This is a genomic window from Pseudomonas sp. LBUM1679, assembly GCF_059695565.1.
Map to the genome: position 1 here is coordinate 6473435 of NZ_CP166774.1, position 26173 is coordinate 6499607.

Below are 26173 nucleotides of genomic sequence, written 5' to 3' on the forward strand. Positions count from 1 at the left end.
CCACTCATGTCTACGGCAAAAACCGCACTCATCATCGGTGCCTCCCGGGGCTTGGGCCTCGGCCTGGTGAAAACCCTGCTGGCCGATGGCTGGCAAGTCACCGCCACCGTGCGCAACCCACAGAACGCCGAAGCCTTGGAGGCGTTGGGCGCGGTGCGGATCGAGAAACTCGACATGGACGATCAGCAGGCGGTGATCGCCCTGAGCCAACAACTCAAGAACGAAGTGTTCGACCTGTTGTTCGTCAATGCCGGGGTCAAGGGGCCGGACGTTCAAACACCGGGTGGCGCGACGCTGGCCGAAGTCGGTCAGCTGTTCTTCACCAATGCCGTGGCCCCGATCAATCTGGCCCAGCGCTTCGCCGGGCAGATTCGCCCAGAGACCGGCGTGCTGGCATTCATGAGTTCGGTGCTGGGCAGCGTGACCATGCCCGACGCGCCGGAACTGGCGTTGTACAAGGCCAGCAAGGCGGCGCTGAACTCCATGACCAACAGTTTCGTGACGCAGTTGGGCGAGCAGAAACTCACGGTGTTGTCGCTGCATCCGGGTTGGGTGAAGACTGACATGGGCGGTGAAGGCGCGGATATCGATGTGCAAACCAGCACTCGCGGTCTGATTGATCAAGTCAACGCGTACACTGGCAAGGGCGGGCATCATTTTGTGAATTACAGGGGTGAAACCATTCCCTGGTAAACACCGCGGGCCTCTCCCCTGTAGGAGCTGGCTTGCCAGCGAAGGTGTGTCAGCTACATTGATGTCGACTGACACACCTTCGCTGGCAAGCCAGCTCCTACGGGGGGGGTCATTCGTCGTCTGGTCGGGGTGGGCTTGCCCGCAACGCAGTTTTGTTCGAAACTGCGCACCTCGTCCCCCGCGGCGACCCTGGATCAGCAGACAGGGCAACACTGAGCTGGCAACCCTGAACTCAAATTTTCAGAGGAGCCGGCCACTATGCCTGCGACCCGTACCTGGTTAAAAAACCCCCTCGCGATCTTCACGGCCAATGACCTCGATGCCCGTGGCGGCCTGGTGCTGCAAGACGGTTTGATCGTCGAAGTGCTCGCTGCCGGCCAGCAGCCTTCCGCACCCTGTGGACAAGTATTCGATGCCCGCGAGCATGTGATCCTGCCGGGGCTGATCAACACCCATCACCACTTCTATCAAACCCTGACCCGCGCCTGGGCGCCGGTGGTCAATCAGCCGTTGTTCCCGTGGCTGAAAACCCTGTACCCGGTCTGGGCACGCCTCACTCCTGAAAAACTCGCCCTCGCCAGTAAAGTCGCGCTGGCCGAGCTGCTGCTGTCCGGCTGCACCACCGCTGCCGATCACCATTACCTGTTCCCGCAAGGCCTGGAAAATGCGATCGACGTGCAAGTCGAGAGCGTTCGTGAACTGGGCATGCGCGCCATGCTCACTCGCGGTTCGATGAGCCTCGGCGAAAAGGACGGCGGCCTGCCACCGCAGCAGACCGTGCAGGAAGGCGAAGTGATCCTGGCCGACAGCCAACGGCTGATCGCCGAGTACCACGAACGAGGTGACGGCGCGCACATCCAGATCGCGTTGGCGCCCTGCTCGCCTTTTTCGGTGACCCCGCAAATCATGTCGGCCAGTGCAGAACTGGCCAATAAACTCGACGTGCGCCTGCACACCCACCTGGCAGAAACCCTCGACGAAGAAGACTTCTGCCTGCAGCGTTTCGGCCTGCGCACCGTGGATTACCTGGACAGCGTCGGCTGGCTCGGCCCGCGTACCTGGCTGGCGCACGGTATCCATTTCAACCCGGATGAAATCGCCCGTCTCGGCGCGGCGGGCACCGGGATTTGCCATTGCCCGAGTTCGAACATGCGCCTGGCTTCCGGCATCTGCCCGACCCTGGACCTGACCGCCGCCGGCGCCTTGCTCGGCCTGGGCGTGGACGGTTCGGCCTCCAACGATGCCTCGAACATGATGCTCGAAACCCGTCAGGCGCTGTACATCCAGCGGCTGCGTTACGGCGCGGAAAAAATCACCCCGCAATTGGTGCTGGGATGGGCCACCAAGGGCTCCGCGCAGCTGCTCGGGCGCACGGACATCGGTGAACTGGCAGTGGGCAAGCAGGCGGATCTGGCGCTGTTCAAGCTCGATGAACTGCGTTTCTCCGGCAGTCATGATCCGGTGTCTGCGTTGTTGCTGTGCGGCGCGGACCGGGCGGATCGGGTGATGGTGGGCGGCAAGTGGCGGGTGATTGATGGGCAGGTTGAAGGGTTGGATCTGAAAGGATTGATTGCGGATCATAGTCAGGCGGCTCGGCAGTTGATTGCCGGCGTCTGACACAACACCAAAAAAAACTGTGGGAGCGGGCTTGCCCGCGATGGCGGTCTGTCAGCCAACAGATATGTTGAATGTAAGGGCCTCATCGCGGGCAAGCCCGCTCCCACAAGGTTTTGTGTGTTCTTAAAGACCGAGTAGCGACAACATGATGAAGGTCGCAAACAATACAAAGTGGGTCATCCCTTCGATGGCATTGGTTTCGCCATCGTTGAGGTTGATCGCGCTGACGATCAGGGTGAGAAAGACCATCACGGTCTGCACCGGGGTCATTGCCATCTGGAATGGCTGGCCCGTGTAGAGCGCCATCGCTTCCATCACCGGCACTGTCAGGATCACCGTCGACAGCGACGCGCCCATGGCGATGTTGACCACCGACTGCATGCGGTTGGCCAGCGCCGCGCGCAACGCCGTCAGGATTTCCGGTGCCGCGGAAATCGCCGCCACCAGGATCGCCGTGATCACCGGCGGTGCCCCCGAACCTTCCAGCCCCAGGTCGAGGGTCTTGGACATCACTTCGGCCAATGCGCCGATCACCACCACACCAAACACCAGCGTCCCGATACTCAATGCCAGGTTGATCGGCTCCGGCTCTGAGGTCGGTTCCTTTTTGCGACGTTTTTGCGGATAGCTGTAGCTGAAGAAATAGCTATGCGGCCCGACCTGCATGCGCAGGAACAGGGTGTAGAGCACGACCATCGCGCCGATGGTGAAAGCCGAATAGAGTTTCCAGTTCGCCTCCGGGATGAACTCCGGCACCACCATGGACACGCCCATGGCGGTGAGGATCATCACGCTGTAGCTGCGTGCCGAGTCGTCGTTGTAGGACTGTTCGCCATGCTTGATCCCGCCCATCAACGCAGCCAGGCCGAGGATGCCGTTGATGTCGAGCATCACCGCGGAATAGATCGTGTCGCGCACCAGTGTGGGCGACGCTTCATTGCTCATCATGATCGCAAGGATCACCACTTCCACCAGTACCGCGGCCAGGGTCAGGATCATCGTGCCGTAGGGATCGCCGACTTTTTCGGCGAGCAGTTCGGCGTGATGGGCGACGCGCATGGAGGCGATGACAATGAAAGCGACCAGCACCAGGCCGGCGGTCAGCGCGATGGGCTGGCCGCTGTGCAACATCCAGTGCTCCAGCGGATAGGCGACGGAGGCGGCGATCAGGGCCAGCAGCAGAAACTTTTCTTGCTTGATGAGTGTGAGCATTGCGGGCCTTTTTGCCGGGTGAGGCGAAATCAGTGGGGTGAGCTACTGACTGCGGGGCGACGCTAACGTTTCGTTACACCTTAGCGCACCTGTGGCTGGCAAACGCGCCAGGCCAGGCACTTTCATTAGCCTTTCGGGCCTCTTCGCGGGCAAGCCCGCTCCCACAGGGACTGCGCTGCTGTTGGGAACGAGACCGGCTTGCCGGCGATGGCTGTCACGCGGTTTCGCGTTTCGCCGATACCTGCGCCTATCGACGGGAACAGGCGGCGGTTCGATGAACCGCCTGGTCAGGTTTTGCCAATTGTCGCCTCGGGCACCTGTAGAATGCTCGCCATCTGCACCTGATGAGAAAAGACTATGTACGACTGGCTGAACGCCCTGCCCAAGGCAGAACTGCACCTGCACCTGGAAGGCTCGCTGGAACCCGAGCTGCTGTTCGCCCTCGCCGAACGCAACAAGATCGCCCTGCCGTGGGGCGATGTCGAAACCCTGCGCAAGGCGTACGCCTTCAACAATCTGCAAGAGTTTCTCGACCTCTATTACCAGGGTGCCGACGTGTTGCGCACTTCCCAGGATTTCTACGACCTGACCTGGGCCTATCTGTTGCGGTGCAAGGCGCAGAACGTGATTCACACCGAACCGTTCTTCGACCCACAGACCCACACCGACCGTGGCGTGCCGTTCGAAGTGGTGCTCAACGGCATCGCCAGCGCGCTCAAGGATGGCGAGCAGCAACTGGGCATTACCAGCGGCTTGATCCTGAGCTTCCTGCGCCACTTGAGTGAAGAACAAGCCGAGAAAACCCTCGACCAGGCGCTGCCGTTCCGCGATGCGTTTGTTGCCGTTGGCCTGGACAGTTCGGAAATGGGTCACCCGCCGAGCAAGTTCCAGCGCGTGTTCGATCGGGCCCGCCACGAAGGTTTCCTGACCGTCGCCCACGCCGGTGAAGAAGGTCCGCCGGAGTACATCTGGGAGGCTCTGGACCTGCTGAAGATTCAGCGCATCGACCATGGCGTTCGCGCCATCGAAGACGAGCGCTTGATGCAGCGGATCATCGACGAACAGATTCCGTTGACCGTGTGCCCGTTATCGAACACCAAGCTTTGCGTGTTCGACCACATGTCCCAACACAACATTCTCGACATGCTGGAACGCGGCGTGAAAGTGACCGTGAACTCGGATGACCCGGCATACTTCGGTGGGTATGTGACCGAGAACTTCCACGCGCTGTATACCGATCTGGGCATGACCCAGGATCAGGCCAGGCGATTGGCGCAGAACAGCCTGGATGCGCGGCTGGTCAAACCCTAAGCATCACCGCAAACCCTGTAGGAGCTGGCTTGCCAGCGAAAGCGGACTCACATTCAACATCAATGCTGAATGTGATGGCCTCTTCGCTGGCAAGTCGGATCGCCGCACCGCAGCTCCTACAGCACCACCTGCAGCTCGGTCTCCTTGGCAAATCGATGAATTTCCCGCTGCCCTGCAGCGGTGATTTGCACAGCTGGCGAATCATTGGACACGCTCACCCAACCAGACTGCATGAACAATTGCAGCAACGCCGCGCCCAGTGAACCGCCCATGTGCGGACGTCTTTCGCTCCAGTCAGGACAAGCGCAGGCGGCTCCGCTGGTGCTGTTCGCCAGCGCCTGGACGAACACTCCGCGTATTGCCAGTTGCGTGGCGCCCTTGTGAGTGATCGACACCCGCTGATCGAACTGTTCGATCCAGCCCGCATTCAGCAGTCGCTGGTAGAGGTCGGCGGCCAAAGTACCGCCCAGATGATCGTTGCACAGCCTGGCGCGCAACAATGGCGAAGGCGCTGCCTGAGTCCTGGAGAGGGGTGTATTGCGTTTGAAAATAGCCGGGAGGTCCTGGGGTGTGCTGGCAATCGTCGCACTGGCCAATGCTTCTATAGCAGCAGCGACTTCGGGTGCGGCAAGCCGAAAAAACCGCTTGCGCCCGCGAATTTCGACTTTCAACAGACCACCGGCGGACAGACGCCCCAGGTGGGCACTGGCCGAAGACGGTGACACGCCGGCCAGCAATGCCAGCTCTTCGGATTGTCGCGCCGAGCCGTCCATCAAAGCCCACATCATTGCGCTGCGCTTTGGGTCAGCCAGCAATGCGGCGATCTGGCTGATGCAAGGTGCATGTTCCATGTATTCACTCCCTGTTGAATCGTTTCGTCTACTGCTCAATGGCATAGTATAAGCGGGTTAATCGCTGGATCCTGTCCTGCGTAACCCTGGGGTGGTGATAGTTCCTGAGGGAAATTTCGCTATTTTCCTGCGACTAATGACCTTCGCCCGAGAACGTCGGAAATTGACTACTTGAACTGGCGCAGCGGCTGACGAGCATTTCCCGCAACAGGTTCACCGGTTTACTCAATTGCGCGCGATGGGCGCACAGCAGATTCAGTGGTGCGCGCTCACATTGCAGCTCCGGCATCAGCACCTTTAACCGACCCGCCAGCACATCGGCGGCGACATCAAGCCAGGATTTGTAGGCGATTCCGGCACCCGCGACAGCCCACAGTCGCACCACATCGGCATCATCGCTGAAGCGATCACCGCTGACCGTCAGGCTGACCTCGCGTTTGCCGTCATGAAAACTCCAGTGATCGTGGACCCGGCTGCCGAGCATGAACAGCAGGCAATTGTGTTGCGCCAATTGCTCAAGCTGTCGTGGCTCACCCTGCCGAGCCAGGTAACTCGGGGCGGCGCAAAGAACGCGGCGATTCTGCGGGGCGATGGGTAGCGCCACCAGGCTCGAGTCTTCCGGCTCGCCGTACCTGAGGGCTATGTCCACCGGTTGGCGGAACAGGTCGGCGATGCGGTCCCCCAGTAGCAGGCGCACCGTGAGTCCGGGATGCTCGCGCTGAAACTCGTCGAGCCACGGCAGCAGCAGGTTTCGACCGAAATCCGAAGGCGCCGACAGCTGCAAGATCCCACTGACCTGATCCTGACTACCGGCCAACAACCGGCGACCCTCGTCGAGATTGCTCAACGCCGCCCGGGCGTATTCGAGAAACCCCTCGCCCTCGGCGGTCAGGCGCAGGCTGCGTGTGGAACGGGCGAGCAAACGGGCGCCGAGTTGCTGTTCGATACGCTTCAACGCCGCGCTGGCCACCGCAGCGGACATGTCCATCCCGCGCGCCGCCGCCGACAGACTGCCCAGGTCCGCTGCCCGGACGAACAATTGCAAATCATCGAAACGCAGCATTTCCAGCCTCGATTATCAAAAAAATATTGAAAGAGACTGCTCTTTTAGCGGGTTTTATCTTGCGTAGAAATAGCCAATCATCTGCCCATCGAAATCACCCCCCTCTCACGGAGTCGAATATGTCCCAGCCGTTTACCGCCATTGCCACCCTGATCGCCAAAGCCGGCCAGCAGGGCGCCCTCGAACAGCACTTACAAGCGCTGCTGGAACCCACCCGTGCCGAGGCCGGTTGCGGTCAATACGATCTGCATCAGGACCTCGCCAATCCGCTGGCCTTCTACATGATCGAACAGTGGAGCAGCGACGAGGCCCTGCAAGCCCATGACGCCAGCGCGCATATCCAGAATTTTCGGGCCAGGGCCGGCGATTTCCTCGAACACTTCGAACTCAAGCGCCTGCGCATCCTGGCCTGATCGTTCTGTTATCAATTTTCGGAGTCCTCCATGAAAGCCATTGCTTATTACGCCTCCCTGCCAATCAGCGACGAGACCTCCCTGCAGGACATCGAACTGCCGGAACCGGTTGCCGGTCCGCGCGACCTGTTGGTGGAAGTCAAAGCCATCTCGGTCAACCCGGTCGATACCAAAGTCCGCCAGAACGTCCAGCCGGAAGGTGGCATGCCAAAAGTGCTGGGCTGGGACGTGGCGGGCGTGGTCAAGGCCGTCGGCAGTGAAGTGACCTTGTTCAAGGCAGGCGACAAGGTGTTCTATGCCGGATCCATCGCTCGCGCCGGCGGCAACAGTGAGCTGCATGTGGTGGATGAGCGGATCGTCGGCCATATGCCCACATCCCTGGGTTTCGCCGAAGCCGCCGCGCTGCCGTTGACCGCCATTACTGCCTGGGAACTGCTGTTCGAACGCTTGCAAGTGCACGAAGGCCAGACCGATGAAGGTCAGAGCCTGTTGATCGTCGGAGCGGCCGGCGGAGTCGGGTCGATCCTGACTCAACTGGCCAGCCGGCTGACCGGACTGAAAGTCATCGGCACCGCCTCCCGTGCGCAAACCCGAAGCTGGGTCAGCGAGCTGGGCGCCGATCTGGTGATCGATCACAGTCAGCCGCTGAGCGAAGAACTCAAACGTGCCGGCATCGAGCAGGTCACCCATGTGGCCAGCCTGACCCAGACTGATCATCACCTGGATCAACTGATCGAGGCGCTGGCGCCACAAGGCAAACTGGCGCTGATCGATGACCCGAAGGCCCTCGACGTGACCAAGCTCAAGCGCAAGAGCCTGTCGCTGCACTGGGAGTTCATGTACACCCGCTCACTGTTCGAGACCGCGGACATGATCGAGCAACACGAACTGCTCAATCGCGTCGCGCAGCTGATCGACGCCGGGACGCTGAAAACCACGGTAGGCGAGCATTTCGGTACGATCAACGCGGCCAACCTGCGCCGTGCCCATGAGCTGCTGGAAAGTGGTAACTCAAGGGGAAAGATTGTGCTGGAAGGGTTCTGAAGATTTAAAACCTGAAAATCAATTGATCGCAGGCTGCGGCAGCTCCTACAGGATCAGTGAACATCCGAAATATTCGGATACACATCGATCAATGCAGGAGCGGCTGCAGGCCGCGGTCTTGCGCGCTAAAACCGTCAGTCAGAGAGTTGACCGTTGTCACAATTGCGACCGTATTCAGGTCTACAATCGTGGCCACTGCAAAGCAATCTTTTACATAAAGGAGGTCAGCAATGAAGATCCTGATAAAAGAATTGGCAAAATCCCAGTGGCAGGTCCGCCTGGACCAACATGCCGTGACCTTCCGTAGCGAAGCCGAAGCTCGCGCCTTCACCCGAACCCTTGAAGCGCGCTTGCACGCGCCCCATCAATTTCCCGACCAGCAGCAACGCGCGGCTGGCTGAGCCTGTCCTCAGACCTGGGCTTGCGCCAGTGCCCGGGCATTTTGCAAACGTCGGGTGAGCATCGCCACGCTCACCACCAGAATCCCGCACAGACTGATGACCATGGCCATCGGCACGGCGCTGCCATCGTGCAAAGCACCCACCAACGCCGCAGCTCCGGCGGCGACGCTGAACTGCAGGCAACCGAGCATCGCCGACGCACTGCCGGCCCGGGCGCCCTGCCCGCTCATGGCACAGGCCGAGGCGTTAGGCAGGATGCAACCCAGGCTGGAGATGCAGATGAACAGTGGAATCAGCAGTGGCCACAGTTGCGCGGTGTGCATTGAAGTGACGGCCAGCAGCGCCAGGCCGGCACCGAGGTAGATCCAGACCGTGCGGGTCAGCAGAAACGCCGGGCCACGCTTGGCCAGCATGCGTGCATTGACCTGCGCCACCAGGATGAATCCCGCCGCATTGGCACCGAACAACCAGCCGAAATGCTCGGCCGGCACGCCATAGAGTTTGATAAACACAAAGGGTGAGCCGGCAATGTAGGAAAACATCCCGGCGATGGCGATGCCACCTGTCAGGGCGTGGCCGAGAAACACCGGATCCGCCAACAGCCGAGCGTACTGACGCAGCGCCCCGGACAACGGTTGGCGTGGCACATGGGCGGGCATGCTTTCCGGCAGCCCGAGGGCGACAGCCAGTCCCACCAGCGCACTGAAAAAGGTCAACACGAGAAAGATCGACTGCCAGCCGGTGGTGTTGACCAACAGCCCACCCAGCATGGGTGCCAGAATGGGGGCCAGCCCCATCACCAGCATCAGTTGCGAAAAGACCTTCGCCGAACCCACCGCATCGCATTTATCGCTGACCACCGCGCGGGAGATCACCATCCCCGCGCAACCACCCAGGGCCTGAACGAAGCGCGCACCGATCAGCCATTCCAGGTTCGGCGCAAACGCGCAGGCCAGGGAGGCGGCAGTGAACAGGCCGACACCGGTCAGCAAGGGAATGCGTCGCCCGAAGCGATCCGCCACCGGGCCATAGGCCAGTTGACCGATGGACAAGCCGAGAAAATAGGCCGCCAGGGTGATTTGAACGTGCTGTTCATCGGTGCCAAACGCGAGCGCCATTGCCGGGAAGGCCGGCAAGTAGAAATCGATCGCCAGCGGGCCGAAGGCGCTGAGGGCGCCAAGAATCAAAATGGTACGAAAGTTCATCAGGCATCCAGTGGGACAGGTCGGCAGCCCCACAGTCTAGCCGCGCATGGCCCCCTTGAACATTCTGTTAGGTCGCTAACTATTAAAAATCACTCGATGAATGCACATCGCCCTGTAGGAGCTGGCTTGCCAGCGAAGGCGGCGTAACTGCCAACACGTATGTTGAATGTTATGGCCTCTTCGCTGGCAAGCCAGCTCCTACAGGGGGGGTTGCACTTGACCTCAGGCGACTTTCGCTTCGTAGCCTTCTTCGGTCATCAGCGCGATCACTTGATCCGCCGTCAGCGCACTCTCTACCCCGACTTCTTTCGCCGCCAGATCGACCCGTACGCTAGCCGCCGGATCCTTCGCTTGCAGCGCCTGAGTGATGGCTTTGACGCAGTGACCGCAAGACATGCCTTGAACGTTGAACACTTGCATGGGAGAACTCCTTTGAGTGGATTGCGAGCAGTCTGGAGCTTGCCACCATGGCAAGGTCAAGTTCTGCAGGTACTGCCGGACTGGCAATCATCGCCGCGCTCGGCCAAGCTGCGCCCATCAGTGATTCGACTTCAGGAGGTTCAGCCATGCGCTGGTCAGCTCTCAGCCTGCTTGGCTTCATCAGCCTGTTTGCCGCGACACCTGCGGTACACGCCGCCGGGGAGGACTATGGCGTGCTGATCATCTCCCGCGAGCGCCTGGAAATCGCGACCTCCTGCGAGATCGGCGTGTACATTCAGGACCTGTTGGCAGCGCGGCTGTTCCAGGAACAGAGCACCGCGTTCAATCTGCCGCCGGGCAATGTGTCCCTGCGCTTGAAACTGCTGCCGGGACAGGCCCCGGGGTGCAACCCGGGGATGCTGGCGCCGGGCTCACAGAACGTTACGCTCAAGGCCGGGGATGTATTGAAGTTCCGGATTGCGATGACGCAGGAGGGGATGTATTTGAAGCCTGCGGCTTTAGAGTATTGAGTTGCCTGTTAAAAGATCGCAGCCTGCGGCAGCTCCTACATTGACCGCGTGTGAACCCAATCCTGTAGGAGCTGCCGCAGGCTCGGGCCGCGTTCGGACGATCTTTTGATCTGAATCATGGCGCTTGACCTTGCCCGCATGGCAAGGTTGATCCTGTAGGCATCTTCTACAGGGAGCGCGACCGATGTCCGAATCCACCACTTTCGATCTGCCGATTGCCGGCATGACCTGCGCCAGTTGCGCCGGGCGTGTCGAGCGTGCCTTGAGCAAAGTCATCGGCGCCAGTGCCGTCAGCGTCAACCTCGCCACCGAGCAGGCCCGGGTTCAAGCGCCCGGCGACAGCCTGCCGGCATTGATGGACGCCGTGCAGCAAGCCGGCTACAGCGTACCGCAGCAGACCCTGGAGTTGAGCATCGACGGCATGACCTGCGCTTCCTGTGTCGGCCGGGTCGAACGTGCGCTGGCGAAGGTGCCGGGGGTGAAGCGTGTCAGCGTCAACCTGGCCAACGAACGCGCCCACCTCGAGTTACTCGGCCAGATCGATCCACAGGCTTTGATCGCCGCCGTGACCAAAGCGGGTTACGGCGCCAGCGTCCGGGAAGTCGAACACCCGCCAACCGACCATCAGCAACAGCGTCTGCACCGCGAGCGGTGGGCCTTGATCATGGCGATCGTCCTCGCCCTGCCGCTGGTGTTGCCAATGGTGCTGCAACCCTTCGGCGTGCACTGGATGCTCCCGGCCTGGGTGCAATTTGCGCTGGCGACGCCCGTGCAATTCGTCTTCGGTGCGCGTTTTTATATCGCCGCGTGGAAAGCCGTGCGTGCCGGTGCCGGCAACATGGATTTGCTGGTGGCCTTGGGCACCAGCGCCGGTTATGGCTTGAGTCTTTACGAATGGGCCACCGCCGCCGGGCGCACGCCGCACCTGTACTTCGAAGCCTCGGCGGTGGTGATTGCGCTGGTGTTGCTGGGCAAATACCTGGAAAGCCGCGCCAAGCGCCAGACCGCCAGCGCCATCCGCGCCCTCGAAGCCTTGCGTCCGGAGCGAGCGATTCAAGTGATCGACGGTCGTGAGCAGGACGTAGCCATCAGCGCCTTGCGCCTCAACGATCTGGTCATGGTCAAACCCGGCGAACGCTTCCCGGTGGACGGCGAAGTCATCGAAGGCCAGAGCCACGCCGACGAAGCACTGATCAGCGGCGAAAGCCTGCCGGTGCCGAAACAGCCCGGCGACAAGGTCACCGGCGGCGCCATCAATGGCGAAGGCCGGTTGCTGGTTCGCACCCAGGCCCTGGGCGCGGAAACGGTACTGGCACGGATCATCCGCCTGGTGGAAGACGCTCAAGCGGCGAAGGCGCCGATCCAGAAACTGGTGGATAAAGTCAGCCAGGTATTCGTCCCTACGGTGTTGCTGATCGCGTTGGCGACCTTGATCGGTTGGTGGCTGTATGGGGCGCCCATGGAAACGGCGCTGATCAACGCCGTTGCGGTGTTGGTGATTGCCTGCCCTTGCGCACTCGGGCTGGCCACGCCGACGGCGATCATGGCCGGCACCGGTGTGGCGGCGCGCTACGGGATTCTGATCAAGGACGCCGAAGCGCTGGAGCGTGCCCATGAAGTCAGCGCGGTGGTGTTCGACAAGACCGGCACGCTGACCTCGGGTGCGCCGCGCATTGCCCATTTGAGCGCGATCGACGCTGACGAAGCCGCTCTGCTTCAAAAGGCCGGGGCGCTGCAGCGCGGCAGTGAACATCCGTTGGCAAAGGCCGTGCTGGACGCTTGCGCCGAACGTGGCTTGAATGTGGCCGATGTCAGTGACAGCCAGTCCCTGACCGGGCGCGGCATTGCCGGCACCCTCGAGGGTCGGCGGCTGGCGCTGGGCAATCGGCGCCTGCTGGAAGAGAGCGGTTTGAGCGCCGGTCCATTGGCTGAGCGCGCAAGCGCATGGGAAACCGAAGGCCGGACCCTGTCCTGGCTGATCGAGCAAAGTCCCGAACCGAAAGTACTGGGCTTGTTCGCCTTCGGTGACACCCTCAAGGCCGGCGCGCTGCAAGCGGTGCAACAACTGCGCGCACGCAACATCAGCAGCCACCTGCTGACCGGCGACAATCGCGGCAGTGCCAACGTGGTCGCCGAGGCGCTCGGCATTAAAGATGTCCACGCCGAAGTGCTGCCGGCCGACAAAGCCGCCACCGTCGCCACACTCAAGAAAACCGGGGTCGTGGCAATGGTCGGCGACGGCATCAACGATGCCCCCGCCCTGGCGGCTGCCGACATCGGCATCGCCATGGGCGGCGGCACCGACGTGGCCATGCACGCCGCCGGAATCACGTTGATGCGCGGTGATCCACGGCTGGTGCCGGCGGCGCTGGACATCAGCCGCAAGACCTACGCGAAGATCCGGCAGAATCTGTTCTGGGCCTTCGTCTACAACCTGATCGGCATTCCGCTGGCAGCCGCAGGCTTGCTCAACCCGGTGCTCGCCGGCGCGGCCATGGCGTTGTCGAGCGTCAGCGTGGTGAGCAATGCGCTACTGTTGAAAACCTGGAAGCCCAAGGAACTGGAGGAACACCCATGAACATCGGCCAAGCGGCCCGCCAGAGCGGACTGAGCGCCAAGATGATTCGTTATTATGAATCCATCGGCCTGCTGAAGGCCGCCCATCGTACCGACAGTGGCTATCGAGTGTATGGCGACGACGACCTGCACAACCTGGCGTTCATCAAGCGCTCCCGCGACCTGGGATTTTCACTGGAAGAGGTCGGCAAATTGCTGACCCTCTGGCAGGACCGTCAACGCGCCAGCGCCGACGTCAAGGCGCTGGCCCGGCAGCATATCGAGGAACTGGACCGCAAGATCCTCGAGCTTGGCCAACTGCGCGACACGCTGCAGGACCTGGTCGAGCACTGCCAGGGCGATCACCGTCCCGATTGCCCGATCCTCAAAAATCTTGAGTCGGGCTGCTGCGCCGCGACTGCTCGCGCCTGAACGCCATCAATCCTTGAATGTGGGGAGCGAACCCCTACGAGGAGTTTGCGTTCTGCACAAAAAACCCGGCCGAAGCCGGGTTTTTTATTGACCTGTCACTGCATCCAGGGCGGAGGCGGTTCTTCGGTCTTGCCTGGTGGCGCGTCGTCTGCGGCGCGTACCGCCTGCTTGCGTTCTTCATCGAGGCGTGCGGCCTCGATTTCGCGCAGGATGCCGCCAACGTCAGCCATCTCTTCCGGCTCGTCGAACTCACCGGTCAAAGCACTGGCCGGGTGCAGGGTGCCGGCTTCGTACAGCGCCCACATTTCCTTGGCGTACCGGGTCTTCTTCAACTCCGGGGCAAACCGCCCGAAGTAGGACGCCATGTTGCCCACATCCCGCTCCAGCATGCTGAACGCGTGGTTGTTACCCGCCGCATCCACCGCCTGCGGCAAGTCGATGATCACTGGACCGGTCGGGGTCAGCAGCACGTTGAATTCCGACAAGTCACCGTGCACCAGACCGGTACACAACATCAGCACGATCTGCGAAATCAGGAACGCGTGGTATTCGCGCGCCTGGTCCGGCTCCAGCACGACGTCGTTCAGGCGTGGTGCGGCATCGCCATATTCATCGGCGACCAGCTCCATTAGCAGCACGCCTTCCAGGAAGTCGTAAGGCTTGGGCACCCGAACGCCCGCACCGGCCAGACGGAACAATGCCGCCACTTCGGCATTCTGCCAGGCGTCTTCGGTTTCTTTCTTGCCGAACTTGGAGCCCTTGGCCATCGCTCGGGCCTGACGGCTGTTGCGTACCTTGCGACCTTCCTGATACTCGGCCGCCTGACGAAAACTGCGTTTATTCGCCTCCTTGTAGACCTTCGCGCAACGTAACTCGTTACCGCAGCGCACCACGTAAACAGCTGCTTCTTTACCACTCATGAGTGGGCGCAGCACCTCGTCGACCAGACCGTCCTCGATCAGGGGTTCAATGCGTTTTGGAGTCTTCATCAGCTTTTATTGGGGGTCCTTTATTACCAAACACGCGAAAGTCATTCGTTATACGGCAATCCACTCATTCGGGGGAGGGGTTGCCGACCTATGAACGGTGCAAACACACACAATGTGTCGGAAAAATTTGCCTTATAGACAAAACCACCACTTCGGCAGATCATTTTCCCCGCAAAATCCCTCACTCAAGAGATCCGTCCATGAGCAAAAAGCCATCGAAAAATGGCCCGAACAAGGCCAAGTCCATCATCGCCCAGCCACTGTTCCGCAGCCGTCAGGAACGAGCCGGCAAAGGCAAAGGCAGCTACCGCCGCGAAGCCTTCCAGTCTGACAACTGGGAGGCTTCTTACTTTCTGGCGGCCTGAAAGGCAAGCAATCGCTCAACATGTTAAGGTCTGCACCTGATTCGTATTCCCTGGACCTGTGCATGCCCCTTTGTCTTTCCCGTCGTTGGCACGTTCGCCAACTGATAGCTGCCTCCAGCCTCATTTTGCTAGTCGCCTGCGCGGAAAAACCGACCGCCGCCGACGCCCAACCGCTTCAGACCCTCCCCGTCGCGACAGCCCCTGCGGTGATCCCTCCCGTGGTGCCGACCGGTGACAACCTCGACATCCAGCCGACCCAGACCTTCGCCGAATGGCAGGCGGGTTTTCGCCGGGATGCGCTGGCCGCCGGCATCCGCGCCGATCTGTTCGACCGCGCCTTTGCCAATGTCAGCCTGGACACCAGCGTGATCCGCGCCGACCGCAGCCAACCGGAATTTTCCCGCCCGGTGTGGGAGTACCTCGACGGCGCCCTTTCGCCGCTGCGGGTACGCAAAGGCCAGGCGCTGGTCGGCCAATATGCCGACATCCTGCAAAGCATCGAGCAGCGCTATGGCGTCGATCGTCAGGCACTGGTTTCGGTGTGGGGCATGGAGAGCAACTTCGGTCAGTTCCAGGGCAGCAAGTCGGTGATCAACTCCCTGGCGACCCTGGCCTATGAAGGCCGGCGTCCCGGGTTCGCCCACGCGCAATTGATTGCCGCACTGCAAATCCTGCAACAGGGTGATATCGAACCGGAGGCGATGCTCGGTTCCTGGGCCGGGGCCATGGGCCAGACCCAGTTCATCCCGACCACCTACAACACCCACGCCGTGGACTTCGACGGTGACGGCCGGCGCGACATCTGGGGCAGCCCTGCCGATGCACTGGCCTCGACCGCGCACTACCTGCAAAGCTCGGGCTGGCAGAAAGGCCAGCCGTGGGGCTTCGAAGTACAACTGCCCGGTAGCTTCAACTACGTTCTGGCCGATGGCACGATTCGCAAGAGTGTTGCCGAATGGCTGCAACTCGGTGTCGCCCTGCCCAATGGCGCCCAGGTTCCGCCTGGTTCCGAACAGCTGTCCGCGGCCCTGCTGCTGCCGGCCGGTTATCGCGGCCCGGCGTTCCTGGTCCTGGATAACTTCCGTGCGATCCTCAAGTACAACAACTCGTCGTCCTACGCGTTGGCTGTCAGCCTGTTATCCGAGCGTTTCAACGGTGCTGGCCTGATCAGCGGTACCTGGCCGAAAGATGATATGCCGCTGAGCCGCACCGAGCGGATCGAACTGCAAAGCCTGCTGAGCGCGCAGAACTACGATGCGGGCACTGCCGACGGCATCATCGGCGCCAATACCCGCAAGGCGATCCGCAGTGCACAGCAGACGTTGGGCTGGCCGGCGGATGGGTATCCGACGCACAAGTTGCTCGAAGGTTTGCGCAACCGATAGATAGCCGTATGGCTGATGCCGCTTTCGCGGGCAAGCCCGCTCCCACAGGTCAGTCGCTATCCCTGTGGGAGCGGGCTTGCCCGCGATGACTGACTGTCAGGCAACCAAGCTCTAAGCCTTGATCACCACATCCTGCTCCAACACCAATTCCTTGTTCCCCGCATCCAGCCTCACCAACGCCCCCATCGGCAACGTCAGGTTCGGATCGCAATGCCCGCTGCGCCACCCGGACAACACCGGTATCCGCAACGGCGCGAAGGTCTGCTTGAGCAAGCGTTCCAGCGCCGCGACATCAACGCCCGCTACATCCCCCACCAGCACCCCGCGCAGCTTGTGCAGCGTGCCGGCCAGTCGCAGATGGGTCAGCAGCCGATCAATGCGATACAGCGGCTCGTTGATATCTTCGATGAACAGAATGACACCCTCGGCATCCATTTCATAAGGCGTGCCCATGGTCGCGGCAATCATCGACAGATTGCCCCCCAGCAAGCGCCCGTGAGCGACACCAGGCTCAAGGGCGGTCAACGGGTAAGCCACCGGGTGCGTCAGCACACTGCCCGCCTTCATCTGCCCCCTGAGCATATTGAAAAACGACGACTCGGTCGGCTTTTGCTTTTCGCCCAACAGATCCGCGTTAAGCATCGGACCATGGAAGGTCACGAAGCCCGCGTAACGGCTGATTGCCAGGTGCAGCGCGGTGATGTCGCTGTAGCCGATGAATGGCTTGGCGTTGTTGCGCAATAGCTCGAAGTCGATGCGATCAAGCAATCGCGGCGTACCGTAACCGCCGCGAAGACAGATGATTGCCTCGACCTCGCTGTCGGCAAATGCGGCGTGCAGGTCATTGAGCCGCACTTCGTCGCTACCGGCCAGGTAACCATCCCGCTCGTACACGCCGGGATACACCCGCACCGAATAACCGCGCGCGCGCATCCAGGCGATGGCTTTGTCGGTGTCCAGCGCTGCTGGACCGGCGGGTGCGATGACACCGATCAACCCTTGCGACGGCAAGGCCGGAACAGGCGCATGAGGACAAAGCGTGTGGGTGGGTCTAACAGTCATCCATGAATCTCCCTGTGTGAAAACGATAAGCACACAGTAGTCAGGAACGGGGACAAACAGAAGAGGTCAGTCGACCCGCAGGTTGCAGGAAAAAACTGTAATGGGTGTAGGCCGGGCATTAAAATGCCCGCAAGACAAAATATCCTTGCGGGCTCTTTCTACGTCGCCGGTATCAGGAGGACATCAGCTCGGCCTTGACCAGCTTCGCCTGCTCGTCGGCGTGGTACGAGGAACGTACCAGCGGGCCGGAAGCGACGTTTTTGAAGCCCATCTTGTAACCTTCCTCGGCGAACCAGGCGAACACGTCCGGGTGCACGAAACGCTGCACCGGCAAGTGGCTGCGGGACGGTTGCAGGTACTGGCCCAGGGTCAGCATGTCGATGTCGTGTTCGCGCATGCGCTTCATGACTTCGATGACTTCTTCGTCGGTCTCGCCCAGACCCAGCATCAGGCCGGACTTGGTCGGAATGTGCGGCATCATCTGCTTGAAGCGTTGCAGCAGGGTCAGCGACCACTGGTAATCCGAACCCGGACGCGCGGCCTTGTACAGGCGCGGCACGGTCTCCAGGTTGTGGTTGAACACATCCGGCGGCTCGGCAGCGGTGATGTCCAGCGCGACGTCCATGCGGCCACGGTAATCCGGGACCAGGGTTTCGAGCTGCACGTTCGGCGACAATTTGCGGATCTCGCGGATGCAGTCGGCAAAGTGCTGGGCACCGCCGTCGCGCAGGTCGTCGCGGTCAACCGAGGTGATCACCACGTATTTCAGTTTCAGGTCGGCGATGGCAATGGCCAGGCTTTGCGGCTCGTTGACGTCCAGAGGCTTCGGACGACCATGGCCGACGTCGCAGAACGGGCAGCGACGGGTGCAGATGTCACCCATGATCATGAAGGTCGCGGTGCCGCCGGAGAAGCACTCGCCCAGGTTCGGGCAGGACGCTTCTTCGCACACACTGTGCAGCTTGTGTTTGCGCAGCAGGGCCTTGATGCGGTCGACTTCCGGCGAAACCGGGATGCGCACGCGAATCCAGTCGGGTTTCTTCGGCAGTTCGGTGGTCGGAATGATCTTCACCGGGATACGTGCAACCTTCTCGGCGCCGCGCAGCTTGACGCCGGCTTCAACCTTGGCACGCGGGGCCGGACGCTCGGTAACATCCAGCGTCGGGATCATGGTTTGCACTGCATCAGTAGTCATATCAGTCGATTCCGCCCGTTAGGGTCGTCTGCTCAGCATAGTCGAGGTGTTTGACGAGCTGCGCGCGCAGCCGGGCACTTACCTCGGCAAATTCAATCGATCCTGCGTGATCGCTCAGCTGGGTCATCGCCAGCCCGGCGTAGCCGCAGGGATTAATCCGTCGAAACGGTTCCAGGTTCATATCCACGTTCAGGGCCAGGCCATGAAAGGAGCAACCGTGGCGGATCCGCAGACCCAGAGAAGCGATTTTCGCCCCGTCGACGTAGACACCCGGGGCATCCGGCTTGGCCGCGGCCGTGACGCCGTAACTGGCCAACAGCTCAATCAGACAGTGTTCCATGCGGGTGACCAGGTCACGCACACCGAAACCCAACTTGCGCACGTCAAGCAACAGGTAAGCCACCAATTGGCCGGGGCCATGGTAAGTCACTTGACCACCGCGATCGACCTGCACCACCGGAATATCCCCCGGCAGCAACAAGTGTTCAGCCTTGCCGGCCTGGCCCTGGGTGAATACCGGCGGGTGCTCGACCAGCCAGATCTCGTCCGCGGCATCGCTGCCGCGTTCGTTGGTGAAGCGTTGCATGGCATGCCAGACCGGCTCGTAAGCCATCTGGCCAAGCTCGCGAAAGCCCAGCGTGCCAGACATCACAGCACCATGTGCACGAAACCGGTGGCCCGCAACTCGCTGTTGATGTCGTACAGCTGCTCTTGACCGGTGGCGATGATGTGCAGCTGGATGGTCGTGTACTTGCCGTTGGTACTCTGGCGCTCGGCCAGGGTCTTGTGGTCAACGGTGGCGTGTTTCTCAAGGATCGCGATGATCGTGTCCTTGAAACCCACACCGGTGTCGCCGATTACCTTGATCGGGTAATCAGCACAGGGAAATTCGATTTTTGGCGCCTTTACTTCGGTGTCTGTCATGGCGTAACGGCCTCGTAAGCCGTGGCAACGGACATGGCCGCGCTCCGGATTGGAACGGGGCCATGCGAGTCCACACTAATTCAGTTGAACAAGCCGTAGAAGAATAGACGGATGCTATCCCACATGCGGCGGAAGATACCACCCTCGTCGACCGCGTCGAGGGCGATCAGGTCGGCGCTGTGCACCACCTTGTCGTCCAGCTTCACTTCGACTTTACCGATCACGTCGCCCTTGGCGATTGGCGCAATCAGTTGCGGGTTCATGGTCATGCTGGCGGCGAGCTTTTTCAGCTGGCCTTTGGGCAGGGTCATGGTCAGGTCTTGGGCCAGGCCGGCCTTGACCTGGTTGGTGGTGCCTTTCCAGACAGGCGCCTGAGCCAGCTCGGCACCTTTCTGGTAGAAGGTCTGGGTTTCGAAGAAGCGGAAACCGTAAGTCAACAGCTTCTGGGTCTCAGAGGCACGCGCCACTTCGCTGTTGGTGCCGAACACCACGGCGATCAGGCGCATGCCATCACGTACGGCCGAAGACACCATGCAGTAGCCGGCTTCGTCGGTGTGGCCGGTTTTCAGACCGTCGACGGTCTTGTCGCGCCACAGCAGCAGGTTACGGTTAGGCTGCTTGATGCCGTTCCAGAAGAACTCTTTCTGCGAGTAGATCGCGTAGTGAGCCGGGTCTTCGTGGATGATCGCGCGGGCCAGCACAGCCATGTCGTGAGCCGACGAATAGTGCTCAGGGTTCGGCAGACCGGTCGGGTTCATGAAGTGGCTGTTGGTCATGCCCAGGTCGGCCACGGTTTTGTTCATCATGTCGGCGAACGCGTCTTCGCTGCCGGCGATGTGCTCGGACAACGCAACACTGGCGTCGTTGCCCGACTGGATGATGATGCCGTGCAGCAAGTCGCTGACGGTGACTTGCGAGCCGACCTTGATGAACATCCGCGAACCGCCGGTACGCCAGGCGTTTTCGCTGACGGTCACCGGATCGTTTTCACCGATCTGGCCACGACGGATTTCCAGGGTCGCGATGTACGCGGTCATCAGCTTGGTCAGGCTGGCCGGTGGCAGACGCTGGTCACCGTTGTTCTCCACCAGCACGTTGCCGCTGCTGGCATCCATGAGCACATAGGATTTGGCGGCCAGTTGCGGTGGCGAAGGCATCATCTCGACCGCAAAGGCGGCAGGCGAGAGGAGCAGCGGGACTAGCAGGCACAGGCGTTTGGCAAAGGTGGTGATGTTCATCCGTCTCTCGAAATCGCTAATGGAAACTGCCCAGAGGCAAAACTAATCAGATGACCTTCTAACGGGCCATCGCGTGTTCAGTTGTTCACTCAGAACCCTTGCCGGGCTTTTGTTCTAAAACGAGCCAACAACCAGGTTCACCCCCCAAGACCGCAAGTGAACCTTCAATCAAGTACTACGTGTTACTCGGCGGTGACCAGGCTCGGCGAACCGAGATTGGCCAGGCGCACGCTGTTCTGCACTTGCTGGATTTCACCCGGCGAGCCGATCGGCCCCAGGCGAACCCGATGCAGTGTCTGTTGGTTACGCACGATCGAGCTGATGAACACCGGAGCGCTCACCATCCCGCTGAGCTTCGATCTCAGGAGTTCTGCAGCGTCCGGGTTGGCGAACGCGCCCACCTGCAGATACTGGCCAGAGGCTGGTGCAGAAGCGTTTTTTTTTGCATCGATCGGCACAGGTACGACGGCCGCGGCGTGTTGCTGCGGCGGTGGCGTCCATTGTTCAACGGTGCCGGCCGAAGCCGTGATCACCGGGGCGTTATTTTGCGCGATTTTCGGCTCGTTGAGCATCAACGGTGCCGGACGCCCTTTGGCGGCCCACCATTGCTGCGGATCGATGCCTTCGACCTTGACCCGCGCCGTGCCGGTTTCGGCATAACCGAGCTTCTTGGCGGCGGCATAGGACAAGTCGATGATTCGGTCAGAGTAGAACGGTCCGCGGTCGTTGACGCGCAGGACCACGGTCTTGTTGTTGTCCAGGTTGGTCACCCGAACGTAACTCGGCAGCGGCAACGTCTTGTGCGCGGCACTCATGCCGTACAGGTCATAGACCTCGCCGTTGGCGGTGTTCTGGCCGTGGAATTTGGTGCCGTACCAGGACGCCGTGCCCGACGCGACGTAGGTTTTGGAGTCCTGCTGCGGGAAATACGTCTTGCCCAACACGGTATACGGGTTGGCTTTATAAGGACCGCTGTGCAGGGTCGGCGTCGCATCAGGAATGCGTGATACGTCGACGTCCCACCATGGCGCACCGTCTTTGTGGGCGCGGTTGATGTCCAGACCTGGCGTTGCGCGCACCGCGGTGGTGGGAGCAGACTTCGGCGTCGGCGAGCGGCTGGTCGAACAACTGGCGACCAGCACCGTCAACGCGGCGAATGCCATCAGCTTCAGGGGTTTATTCATAGGCAATGCCCGCATTACTTGACGCCCCGTGCTTGGACCAGCTGTTCAGACAGTTGATGTACGGCCATGGCGTACATCACGCTGCGGTTATAACGCGTAATCGCGTAAAAATTCGTCAGGCCCATCCAGTATTCAGGACCCTTGTCACCTTCCAGGCGGAATGCCGTGACCGGCATATCATCGCGCAGCGCATCATGACTTGACCACCCTAGCGCTCGCAACTCCCCGACGGTTTTAGTCGGTTCGATACCGGTGGTCAAACCTTCGTCCACCTGATCGCCGCGCACATCGGCGCGGCTGACCACGGGTTCACCGGCCACCCAGCCGTGGCGCTTGAAGTAACTGGCGACGCTGCCGATGGCATCGTCCGGGTTGTTCCAGATATTGATGTGGCCATCACCGTCGAAATCCACCGCATAGGCGCGAAAGCTGCTCGGCATGAACTGCGGCAAGCCCATCGCCCCGGCATAAGAGCCCTTGAGGGTCAACGGATCGACCTGCTCTTCACGGGCCAGCAGCAGGAACTCACGCAATTCCTTGCGGAAAAATTCGGCACGGGGAGGATAGTCGAAACCCAGGGTCGACAAGGCGTCGACGACCCGGAAATTTCCGGTATTACGTCCGAAAAAGGTCTCGACACCAATGATCGACACAATAACCTGCGCCGGCACGCCGTATTCCTGTTCCGCACGAGCCAGTACTGCCTCGTGCTGACGCCAGAAGTCCACACCACGGGCGATGCGCGCATCGGTGATGAACATCGGGCGGTACTCGCTCCACTGCTTGACCCGCTCGGCGGGCTTCGAGATCGCGTCCAGGATCGATTGCTTGCGCTCGGCTTCGCGGAACACGCCCATCAGCTGTTCACCGGCAAAACCGTAGTCGCGGGTCATTTCACCGACGAATTCGGCCACCTGGGGTGAGCCTTCGTAATCGCCGGCCAACGCGTCCTGCGCCGAGCCAAGGATGCTTACCAGGCCGACCCATGGCGCGTATCGAGTCGCCCAGCCACGCATTACTTGCATTGAAATCTTCACCTTATTCAAACTTGTGCGATCCACTTACGATGGGTATGGATCGACATCAAAACCCCAAACGCTGACAGCAGCGTCACCAGCGAAGTTCCTCCGTAGCTAATGAACGGCAACGGCACCCCCACGACTGGCAACAGGCCACTGACCATACCGATGTTGACGAAAACGTAAACAAAAAACGTCATGGTCAGGCTGCCCGCGAGCAATTTGCCGAACAATGTCTGGGCCTGGGCGGTAATGACCAGCCCGCGACCGATCAACAGCAGGTAAATCAGCAGCAGTGCGCAGATGCCCACCAGGCCGAATTCTTCACCCATGACCGCAATAATGAAGTCGGTATGGCTTTCCGGCAGGAAGTCCAGGTGCGACTGGGTGCCCAGCAGCCAGCCCTTGCCGAACACGCCGCCGGAACCGATGGCGGCCTTGGACTGAATGATGTTCCAGCCGGTGCCCAGCGGATCGCTCTCCGGGTCGAGGAACGTCAGGACTCGCTGCTTCTGGTAATCGTGCATGACGAAGTACCACATGGCGACAGCCACCGGCACGGCGGCGGCGAGCACGCTGAGGATCCAGCGCCAGCGCAGGCCGCCCATGAACAGCACGAACGCGCCACCCGCCAGGATCAGCAATGAAGTGCCGAGGTCGGGTTGACGCACGATCAGGATGAATGGCAAGCCGATCAGAAACAAACTGACGCCCACGTGCTTGAGCTGGGGCGGCAAGGTGCGCTTGGACAGGTACCAGGCGATGGTCGCCGGCATCAGGATCTTCATGAATTCCGAGGGCTGGAAGCGGATCACCCCGGGAATATTGATCCAGCGCGTGGCGCCCATGGCGTTGTGGCCCATGATGTCCACCACCACCAGCAAAAGCACGCCGAGCACATAACCGACCGGCACCCAACGGGCCATGAAGCGTGGCTCGAACTGGGCAATGACGACCATCGACACCAAGCCGATACCGAACGAAGTGGCTTGCTTGGCCAGCAGGTCCCAGCTCTTGCCGCTGGCCGAATACAGCACGAACAGGCTGCCGGCGGCGAGGGTCAGCAACAGGATCAACAGCGGGCCGTCGATATGCATGCGTTGCAACAGCGTCGCACGACGACGCATCACATCCTCGCTGGAGAGAATGCGATCGAAATTACTGTTCACGGGCCGTAGCCTCCGCGCTGATTGGGCTGGCGTATTCGGCTTTCAACCGACCGTTCTGGTCCAGGAGCCAGGCGTCCATGATTTGACGCACCACGGGTGCCGCAACGCCGGAACCGGACTCGCCGTTCTCGACCATCACCGACACCACGATCTTCGGGTTGTCGGCCGGCGCGAAGCCGACGAACAAGGCGTGGTCACGATGGCGTTCCTGGACCTTGGAACGGTCGTATTTCTCGCCCTGCTTGATCGCGACCACCTGGGCCGTACCACTTTTACCGGCAATGCGGTATTGCGCACCGAGCGCCGCTTTGCGTGCCGTACCCCGGGCGCCGTGCATCACCTGCTGCATACCGTGGTTGACCTTGGTCCAGTCGGACGGGTCGCGCAGGATGATGTCCGGCATCGGATTTTCGTCCTTGGGCCGCTCGCCTTCGACGGTCTTGGCCAGGTGCGGACGGTTCCAGACACCCTTGTTCGCGACCAGCGCCGTTGCCTGGGCCAGTTGCAATGGCGTTGATTGCATGTAGCCCTGACCAATCCCGAGAATCAGCGTTTCGCCCGGGTACCAGACCTGACGCCGGGTTGTACGCTTCCATTCACGTGTAGGCATCAGCCCCGGCGACTCTTCGAACATGTCCAGCGAAACCTTCTGGCCGATGCCGAACTTGCTCATGTACGCCGACAAGCGATCGATTCCCAGTTTGTGGGCCAGGTCGTAGAAGTAGGTGTCGTTGGACCGCATGATCGCCGTGTCCAGATCGACGTAGCCATCGCCGGAACGGTTCCAGTTACGGTATTTGTGATCGTAGTTGGGCAACTGGTAATAGCCGGGGTCATACACCCGACTCGACGCGGTCACAACGCCAGCATCCAGGCCGGCAATTGCCACTGCCGGTTTGATGGTCGAGCCCGGCGGGTACAGGCCGCGCAGCACGCGGTTGAACAGCGGTCGATCAATGGAATCGCGCAGCTCGGAATAGGCCTTGAAACTGATGCCGGTGACGAACAGGTTTGGGTCAAAACTCGGCTGACTGACCATCGCCAGGACTTCGCCGGTTTTCGGGTCCAGCGCCACCACTGCGCCACGGCGACCGCCGAGCGCAGCTTCGGCGGCCTCCTGCAATTTGATGTCCAGGCTCAGGACGATGTCCTTGCCGGAAATCGGTTCGGTACGTTTGAGTACCCGCAGCACGCGGCCACGGGCGTTGGTCTCGACTTCTTCGTAACCGACCTGACCGTGCAATTCGGGCTCGTAGAAGCGCTCGATACCGGTTTTGCCAATTTGATGGGTGCCGCTGTAACTCACCGGATCCAGAGATTTAAGCTCTTTCTCGTTGATCCGCCCCATATATCCCACCGAGTGCGCAAAGTGCGCGCCCTGCGGATAGTGACGCACCAGCTGCGCGACCACTTCCACCCCCGGCAGACGGAACTGATTCACCGCAATGCGGGCGATCTGTTCTTCGGTCAGCTCGAACAGGATCGGCACCGGCTCGAACGGCCGGCGCCCCTGGCGCATGCGTTTCTCGAAGATCACCCGGTCCTCGGGCGTCAGTTCCAGCACCTCGACGATCACGTCGAGCACTTGCTGCCAGTCGCCGGAGCGCTCGCGGGTCATGCTCAGGCTGAAGCTGGGCCGGTTATCGGCCACCACCACGCCATTACGGTCGAAGATCAGCCCGCGAGTCGGCGGAATCGGCTGCACATGGACGCGGTTGTTTTCCGACAGGGTCGAGTGGTACTCGTACTGAATCACCTGGAGGAAATACAGCCGCGCGATCAGCACACAGATCAGCACCACCACCGCAATTGCGCCGAACACGACGCGGCCACGCACCAGACGGGCGTCTTTTTCGTGGTCCTTGATGCGGATCGGCTGGGGCATGAGGGCAGAA

General features: G+C 61.0%; 26 protein-coding genes. 11 read left to right on the forward strand and 15 right to left on the reverse strand.

The window, feature by feature from the left end; genetic code table 11:
• The first annotated feature begins 6 nt into the window (after positions 1-6).
• Positions 7-693 (forward strand): SDR family oxidoreductase, encoded by a 687-nt coding sequence (locus tag ACA062_RS29605; protein WP_497454181.1) that lies wholly within the window; start codon positions 7-9, stop codon positions 691-693.
• A 258-nt stretch (positions 694-951) separates the two neighbouring features.
• Positions 952-2310: an 8-oxoguanine deaminase gene (locus ACA062_RS29610; protein WP_497454182.1), complete on the forward strand. Its 1359-nt coding sequence runs from the start codon at positions 952-954 to the stop codon at positions 2308-2310.
• 123 nt (positions 2311-2433) lie between these two features.
• On the opposite strand, the gene ACA062_RS29615 is transcribed toward ACA062_RS29610, so the two are convergent.
• Positions 2434-3522 (reverse strand): calcium:cation antiporter, encoded by a 1089-nt coding sequence (locus tag ACA062_RS29615; protein WP_497454183.1) that lies wholly within the window; start codon positions 3520-3522, stop codon positions 2434-2436.
• 357 nt (positions 3523-3879) lie between these two features.
• On the opposite strand from ACA062_RS29615, the gene ACA062_RS29620 reads away from it, so the two are divergent.
• Complete coding sequence (locus ACA062_RS29620; RefSeq protein WP_128871456.1) at positions 3880-4833, forward strand: adenosine deaminase; 954 nt, start codon at positions 3880-3882, stop codon at positions 4831-4833.
• A 116-nt stretch (positions 4834-4949) separates the two neighbouring features.
• Here the strand turns inward: ACA062_RS29620 and ACA062_RS29625 are convergent, their stop codons facing one another.
• A complete protein-coding gene (locus ACA062_RS29625) occupies positions 4950-5684 on the reverse strand; it encodes an ArsR/SmtB family transcription factor (RefSeq protein WP_497454184.1) in 735 nt (244 codons plus the stop codon).
• Between the two features lie 133 nt (positions 5685-5817).
• Positions 5818-6747, reverse strand: a complete 930-nt coding sequence (gene vimR / locus ACA062_RS29630; RefSeq protein WP_497454185.1) for a transcription regulator VimR — start codon at positions 6745-6747, stop codon at positions 5818-5820.
• A gap of 119 nt (positions 6748-6866) precedes the next feature.
• Between vimR and ACA062_RS29635 the strand changes: the two genes are divergently transcribed.
• The 3 genes from ACA062_RS29635 (at position 6867) to ACA062_RS29645 (ending at position 8605) form a co-directional block, all read left to right on the forward strand.
• Complete coding sequence (locus ACA062_RS29635; protein ID WP_497454186.1) at positions 6867-7160, forward strand: putative quinol monooxygenase; 294 nt, start codon at positions 6867-6869, stop codon at positions 7158-7160.
• Positions 7161-7190: 30 nt separating this feature from the next.
• Complete coding sequence (locus ACA062_RS29640) at positions 7191-8204, forward strand: zinc-binding alcohol dehydrogenase family protein (RefSeq protein ID WP_497454187.1); 1014 nt, start codon at positions 7191-7193, stop codon at positions 8202-8204.
• A 230-nt stretch (positions 8205-8434) separates the two neighbouring features.
• Complete coding sequence (locus tag ACA062_RS29645; RefSeq protein ID WP_168187361.1) at positions 8435-8605, forward strand: hypothetical protein; 171 nt, start codon at positions 8435-8437, stop codon at positions 8603-8605.
• Between the two features lie 8 nt (positions 8606-8613).
• Here the strand turns inward: ACA062_RS29645 and ACA062_RS29650 are convergent, their stop codons facing one another.
• Together ACA062_RS29650 and ACA062_RS29655 are read right to left on the reverse strand one after the other, a co-directional pair.
• On the reverse strand, positions 8614-9810 hold the full coding sequence (locus tag ACA062_RS29650) for a multidrug effflux MFS transporter (protein WP_497454188.1): 1197 nt from the start codon (positions 9808-9810) through the stop codon (positions 8614-8616).
• 222 nt (positions 9811-10032) lie between these two features.
• The gene (locus ACA062_RS29655; RefSeq protein ID WP_497454189.1) at positions 10033-10230 is read right to left on the reverse strand and encodes a heavy-metal-associated domain-containing protein; all 198 of its coding nucleotides are present in this window, start codon (positions 10228-10230) and stop codon (positions 10033-10035) included.
• A 146-nt stretch (positions 10231-10376) separates the two neighbouring features.
• Here ACA062_RS29655 and ACA062_RS29660 point away from each other — a divergent pair, with 146 nt between their 5' ends.
• The 3 genes from ACA062_RS29660 (at position 10377) to cueR (ending at position 13748) form a co-directional block, all read left to right on the forward strand.
• Positions 10377-10760 (forward strand): hypothetical protein, encoded by a 384-nt coding sequence (locus ACA062_RS29660; RefSeq protein WP_497454190.1) that lies wholly within the window; start codon positions 10377-10379, stop codon positions 10758-10760.
• Positions 10761-10944: 184 nt separating this feature from the next.
• On the forward strand, positions 10945-13338 hold the full coding sequence (locus ACA062_RS29665) for a heavy metal translocating P-type ATPase (protein ID WP_497454191.1): 2394 nt from the start codon (positions 10945-10947) through the stop codon (positions 13336-13338).
• Complete coding sequence (cueR, locus tag ACA062_RS29670; RefSeq protein ID WP_497454192.1) at positions 13335-13748, forward strand: Cu(I)-responsive transcriptional regulator; 414 nt, start codon at positions 13335-13337, stop codon at positions 13746-13748. Before ACA062_RS29665 ends, cueR begins: the two co-directional genes overlap by 4 nt.
• A gap of 95 nt (positions 13749-13843) precedes the next feature.
• Here cueR and ACA062_RS29675 read toward each other — a convergent pair whose 3' ends face one another.
• Positions 13844-14737: a PA4780 family RIO1-like protein kinase gene (locus ACA062_RS29675; protein ID WP_128871446.1), complete on the reverse strand. Its 894-nt coding sequence runs from the start codon at positions 14735-14737 to the stop codon at positions 13844-13846.
• Between the two features lie 200 nt (positions 14738-14937).
• Here ACA062_RS29675 and arfA point away from each other — a divergent pair, with 200 nt between their 5' ends.
• Together arfA and ACA062_RS29685 are read left to right on the forward strand one after the other, a co-directional pair.
• On the forward strand, positions 14938-15102 hold the full coding sequence (gene arfA / locus ACA062_RS29680; RefSeq protein WP_017340991.1) for an alternative ribosome rescue factor ArfA: 165 nt from the start codon (positions 14938-14940) through the stop codon (positions 15100-15102).
• 62 nt (positions 15103-15164) lie between these two features.
• Entirely contained in the window at positions 15165-16487 is a 1323-nt protein-coding gene (locus ACA062_RS29685; RefSeq protein WP_497454193.1) for a lytic murein transglycosylase, read from the forward strand.
• Positions 16488-16598: 111 nt separating this feature from the next.
• Here ACA062_RS29685 and ACA062_RS29690 read toward each other — a convergent pair whose 3' ends face one another.
• The 9 genes from ACA062_RS29690 to mrdA all read right to left on the reverse strand — a co-directional run bounded on the left by ACA062_RS29690 (position 16599) and on the right by mrdA (position 26163).
• Positions 16599-17549 (reverse strand): S66 peptidase family protein, encoded by a 951-nt coding sequence (locus ACA062_RS29690; protein WP_497454194.1) that lies wholly within the window; start codon positions 17547-17549, stop codon positions 16599-16601.
• A gap of 172 nt (positions 17550-17721) precedes the next feature.
• Positions 17722-18744, reverse strand: a complete 1023-nt coding sequence (gene lipA / locus ACA062_RS29695; RefSeq protein WP_497454195.1) for a lipoyl synthase — start codon at positions 18742-18744, stop codon at positions 17722-17724.
• A gap of 1 nt (position 18745) precedes the next feature.
• The gene (gene lipB, locus ACA062_RS29700) at positions 18746-19393 is read right to left on the reverse strand and encodes a lipoyl(octanoyl) transferase LipB (protein WP_128871443.1); all 648 of its coding nucleotides are present in this window, start codon (positions 19391-19393) and stop codon (positions 18746-18748) included.
• Positions 19393-19668, reverse strand: coding sequence for a DUF493 domain-containing protein (locus ACA062_RS29705; RefSeq protein WP_347902201.1), 276 nt, complete (start codon positions 19666-19668; stop codon positions 19393-19395). Before ACA062_RS29705 ends, lipB begins: the two co-directional genes overlap by 1 nt.
• A gap of 80 nt (positions 19669-19748) precedes the next feature.
• Positions 19749-20906, reverse strand: coding sequence for a D-alanyl-D-alanine carboxypeptidase family protein (locus tag ACA062_RS29710; protein ID WP_497454196.1), 1158 nt, complete (start codon positions 20904-20906; stop codon positions 19749-19751).
• A 182-nt stretch (positions 20907-21088) separates the two neighbouring features.
• Positions 21089-22105 carry a septal ring lytic transglycosylase RlpA family protein gene (locus ACA062_RS29715; RefSeq protein ID WP_497454197.1) on the reverse strand — a complete coding sequence of 339 codons (1017 nt, stop codon included), beginning with the start codon at positions 22103-22105 and terminating at the stop codon, positions 21089-21091.
• The gene (gene mltB / locus ACA062_RS29720) at positions 22105-23115 is read right to left on the reverse strand and encodes a lytic murein transglycosylase B (RefSeq protein ID WP_497454198.1); all 1011 of its coding nucleotides are present in this window, start codon (positions 23113-23115) and stop codon (positions 22105-22107) included. The genes ACA062_RS29715 and mltB overlap by 1 nt, the downstream gene beginning before the upstream one ends.
• 17 nt (positions 23116-23132) lie before the next feature.
• Complete coding sequence (gene rodA, locus ACA062_RS29725; RefSeq protein WP_168187363.1) at positions 23133-24236, reverse strand: rod shape-determining protein RodA; 1104 nt, start codon at positions 24234-24236, stop codon at positions 23133-23135.
• Positions 24237-24267: 31 nt separating this feature from the next.
• Positions 24268-26163 (reverse strand): penicillin-binding protein 2, encoded by a 1896-nt coding sequence (gene mrdA, locus ACA062_RS29730; RefSeq protein WP_497454199.1) that lies wholly within the window; start codon positions 26161-26163, stop codon positions 24268-24270.
• Positions 26164-26173: the final 10 nt, after the last annotated feature.